The sequence below is a fragment of the Bradyrhizobium genosp. SA-3 genome, from assembly GCF_004212635.1.
Taxonomy (GTDB): Bacteria; Pseudomonadota; Alphaproteobacteria; order Rhizobiales; family Xanthobacteraceae; genus Bradyrhizobium.
This window is the reverse complement of the sequence record NZ_PSRT01000270.1, coordinates 1-3,847: the sequence shown is the minus strand read 5'-3', so window position 1 is coordinate 3,847 and position 3,847 is coordinate 1. Positions and strand designations below refer to the sequence as shown.

The following is a 3,847-nucleotide window of genomic DNA, read 5'->3' as shown; positions in this document are numbered from 1 at the left end:
GCCGAGACTGCCAAGGGCATGAGCAAGTCGATCGGCTTCCGCGCCACCGCCCACGCCCAGGACTTCCTGCCGATGAGCAAGCGCGACATCCTCCAGTTCGAGGGCTGCACCGTCGCCTGGCAGCGCGCGCTGGAGCAGGCGGGCGTGACGCTCTCGGATCTCTCCTTCGTCGAGACCCATGACTGCTTCACCGTCGCCGAGCTGATCGAGTACGAAGCCATGGGCCTGACGCCGAAGGGGCAGGGTGCCCGCGCCATCAAGGAAGGCTGGACGCTGAAGGACGGCAAGCTGCCGGTCAATCCGTCCGGCGGCCTGAAGGCCAAGGGCCATCCGATCGGCGCCACCGGCGTCTCCATGCATGTGATGACCGCGATGCAGCTCGCCGGACAGGCGCCCGAGGGTATGCAGCTCAAGAACGCAAGACTCGGCGGCATCTTCAACATGGGCGGTGCGGCGGTCGCCAATTACGTTTCCGTGCTGGAGCCGTTGAAGTAAGCTCAGTCCTGTAGGGTGGGCAAAGGCGCCATGCGCTGTGCCCACCTTCTTTCTTGCGCTAGATCATGGTGGGCTCCTCTGGCCCCCTTAATGCTCTTGATTGATTTTCAGGGAATGCATCATGGGCAATGAATACGAAACTTCACTGTCGATGGACGCACTCAACGATCGCATCGCGATCCTCGAGGACAACATCCGCCAGCTCATCGAGCAGGCCGCTGCCGCCTCGGGTGAGCAGAACGAGTCGCGGATCGCCGACCGCATCAATCAGCAGAACGACGAGCTCGACCGTCTCATCAAGATCCGCGAATCCCGCCAGAAGAAATAGCCGGCGATATCGCCGCGCGATGCATGCCGCCATACGCCGGTCGCCCTTGCGCGACCGGCGGCACTGCCGTTAGCTGGACCGAAATCGCGAGGGCGCTTGAGCCCTGCACAATCGGGAGCGAACGATGGGGCCGCTGAACGGCATCAAGGTCGTCGACATGACCACCGTGCTGATGGGGCCTTATGCGACCCAGATGCTTGGCGACTACGGTGCCGACATCATCAAGGTGGAATCGCTCGACGGCGACGTCACCCGCCTGATCGGTCCGACGCGGCATGCCGGCATGGGCCCGGTATTCCTCAACACCAACCGCAGCAAGCGCTCGATCTGCCTCGACCTCAAGAAGCCTGGGGGGCGCGATGCCGTGCTGCGGTTGCTGAGGGACGCAGACGTGCTCGTCTACAACGTCCGTCCGCAGGCGATGGCGCGGCTTCAGCTCGGCTACGACGTCGTTTCCGCGATCAATCCGCGTCTGGTCTATGCTGGCGTGTTCGGTTTCGGCCAGGACGGCCCCTATGCCGCAAAACCCGCCTATGACGATCTGATCCAAGGGGCGACCGCGCTGCCGGCGCTGATGGCGCAGACCGGCGACGGCGTGCCGCGCTATGTGCCGAACGCGCTGGTCGACCGCATCGTCGGCCTCACCGCGGTCGGCGCGATCTGCGCCAGCCTCGTGCATCGCGACCGCACGGGCCGTGGCCAGCGCGTCGACATCCCGATGTTCGAGACCATGGCCGGCTTCGTCATGGGCGACCACATGGGCGGGCTCACCTACGAGCCGCCGCTCGACAAGGGCGGCTACGCCCGCCACCTCTCGCGCGACCGCAGGCCCTACAAGACCTCGGACGGTTATCTCAGCGTCATCGTCTACAACGACAAGCAATGGGAGAATTTCTTTGCGGCGACGGGGCGCGATGATCTGCGCGCCGATCCCAAATTCGCAACCTTCGCCGGCCGCGCCGCCAATATCGACGTCGTTTATGCCGAGCTCGCGCGCATTTTTGAGACGCGCACCACCGCCGAGTGGATCGAGCTTTTGACCAAGGCCGATGTGCCGGTCATGCCGATGCACGACCTCGCCTCGATCCTGCACGATCCGCATCTGGAGGCGACGAATTTCTTCCCGGTCGTGGAGCATCCGACGGAAGGCCCGATCCGCAGCATGAAAGTGACGGCGACCTGGTCGGAGACGGAAGCCGAGCCGGATCGGCTCGCGCCGCGGCTCAACGAGCATGGCGCGGAGATCCTGCGCGAGATCGGCTATTCCGCCGACGAGATCGCAACCATGATCCGCGATGGCGTGACGCGACCCGCGCCGGAGTAGGGGATGATGATGCGTCTCTCAACCGTCATTCCGGGGCGCGCTCCACTTGGAGCGCGAGCCCGGAATCCATTTATCCTCCGAACATGTTGCACGATGGATTCTCAGATGCGCAATTGCGCATCATAGCTCGCGCCTCAAGAAGGCGCGTCCTGGAATGACGACAGAGAGGTAATGACGACAGAGAGGTATGCCCATGAGCTTCATCACCGGCGTCGGCCTCACGCCCTACGGCAAGCACGAAGGCTCATCCTCGCTCGACATGATGAGCAAGGCCGCGCAAGCCGCGCTCGACGATGCCGGGCTGAAGCGCACTGAAATCGACGGCATCCTCTGCGGCTACTCCACCGTCTCGCCGCACATCATGCTGGCGACCGTCTTCGCCGAGCACTTTGGCATCCGCCCTGCTTACGCCCACGCCGTCCAGGTCGGCGGCGCCACGGGCCTCGCGATGACGATGCTCGCCCATCATCTCGTCGAGGCAGGCGTCGCGCGCCACGTCCTCGTCGTTGCCGGCGAGAACCGCCTGACGGGCCAGAGCCGCGACGCCTCGATCCAGGCGCTGGCGCAGGTCGGACACCCGGAATACGAGGTGCCGCTCGGCCCGACCATTCCTGCCTATTATGGCCTTGTCGCCACCCGCTACATGCACGAATACGGCGTGACCGAAAAGGACCTCGCGGAGTTCGCCGTGCTGATGCGCGCACACGCCTGCACCCATCCCGGCGCGCAATTCCACGATCCGATCACGGTCGCCGACGTCATGGCTTCGAAGCCAGTAGCGATGCCGCTGAAGCTGCTGGATTGCTGCCCAGTGTCCGACGGCGGTGCTGCGTTCATCGTCAGTCGCGAGCGGACCGGGGAGGCGGGCGTGCGCATTCGTGGTTGCGCGCAGGCCCATACCCATCAGCATGTCACGGCCGCACCCGGCCTCAGCGAACTCGGCGCCGAAATCTCGATCGCGCGCGCCAAGGAGGTCGCGGGCCTTGCGATCTCCGACGTGCGCTATGCCGCGATCTACGACAGTTTCACGATCACGCTCGCGATGCTGCTGGAGGACCTCGGTCTCGCCGGCCGCGGCGAGGCGGCAGCCCGCGTACGATCAGGCCATTTCAACCGTGACGGCGCGATGCCACTGAACACCCATGGCGGCCTGCTCAGCTACGGCCATTGCGGCGTCGGCGGCGCCATGGCGCATCTGGTCGAGGCGCATTTGCAGATGACGGGGCGGGCGGCGAATCGGCAGGTGCGCGATGCCTCTGTCGCGCTCCTGCACGGCGATGGCGGCGTGCTGTCGTCCCATGTCAGCACGTTCCTGGAGCAGGTGCGATGAGCGAGCGTCTGGCCGACTGGACCAAGGGCGAACAGTCCATCACCTATCAAATCTGCGCCGCCTGCGGCCATGTGCGGCATTTCCACCGCGCCTTCTGCGCCGCCTGCGGCGTGCCCGATCCGCACGAAACGCGCGCCAGCGGCAAGGGCAGGGTGTATGCGACCTCGCTGGTCTGCCGCGCCGCCACGCCCGAGACGCGCGCGCACGTGCCCTACAACATCGTGCTGGTCGATTGCGCCGAGGGTTTTCGCATGATGGCACATGGTGAGAACGGGCTTGCCATCGGCGATTCGGTCACCGCGAGCTTCAAACCCTTTGCCGGCAGGCTCGTGCCGTTCTTCACCAAAGAGAGATAGTGGGATTGGATGCT

General features: G+C 65.0%; 5 protein-coding genes. All 5 read left to right on the top strand.

Going from position 1 to position 3,847, the window contains the following annotated elements; translation table 11 throughout:
- A partial coding sequence (locus CWO91_RS41740) for a thiolase C-terminal domain-containing protein (protein ID WP_433995609.1) occupies positions 1 to 495 on the top strand: 495 nt, incomplete at its 5' end.
- A 121-nt stretch (positions 496 to 616) separates the two neighbouring features.
- A complete protein-coding gene (locus CWO91_RS41735) occupies positions 617 to 823 on the top strand; it encodes a hypothetical protein (RefSeq protein ID WP_130221109.1) in 207 nt (68 codons plus the stop codon).
- A 124-nt stretch (positions 824 to 947) separates the two neighbouring features.
- Positions 948 to 2,147, top strand: a complete 1,200-nt coding sequence (locus tag CWO91_RS41730) for a CaiB/BaiF CoA transferase family protein (protein ID WP_130221108.1) — start codon at positions 948 to 950, stop codon at positions 2,145 to 2,147.
- Positions 2,148 to 2,340: 193 nt separating this feature from the next.
- Complete coding sequence (locus CWO91_RS41725) at positions 2,341 to 3,477, top strand: thiolase family protein (RefSeq protein WP_130221107.1); 1,137 nt, start codon at positions 2,341 to 2,343, stop codon at positions 3,475 to 3,477.
- Positions 3,474 to 3,833 carry a Zn-ribbon domain-containing OB-fold protein gene (locus tag CWO91_RS41720; RefSeq protein ID WP_130221106.1) on the top strand — a complete coding sequence of 120 codons (360 nt, stop codon included), beginning with the start codon at positions 3,474 to 3,476 and terminating at the stop codon, positions 3,831 to 3,833. Before CWO91_RS41725 ends, CWO91_RS41720 begins: the two co-directional genes overlap by 4 nt.
- The last annotated feature ends 14 nt before the right edge of the window (positions 3,834 to 3,847 follow it).

Excerpts from the sequence above, each read along its gene's own strand:
- CWO91_RS41735 (WP_130221109.1), top strand. The coding sequence starts at position 617 with ATGGGCAATGAATACGAAACTTCACTGTCGATGGACGCACTCAACGAT.
- CWO91_RS41730 (WP_130221108.1), top strand. The coding sequence starts at position 948 with ATGGGGCCGCTGAACGGCATCAAGGTCGTCGACATGACCACCGTGCTG.
- CWO91_RS41725 (WP_130221107.1), top strand. The coding sequence starts at position 2,341 with ATGAGCTTCATCACCGGCGTCGGCCTCACGCCCTACGGCAAGCACGAA.
- CWO91_RS41720 (WP_130221106.1), top strand. The coding sequence starts at position 3,474 with ATGAGCGAGCGTCTGGCCGACTGGACCAAGGGCGAACAGTCCATCACC.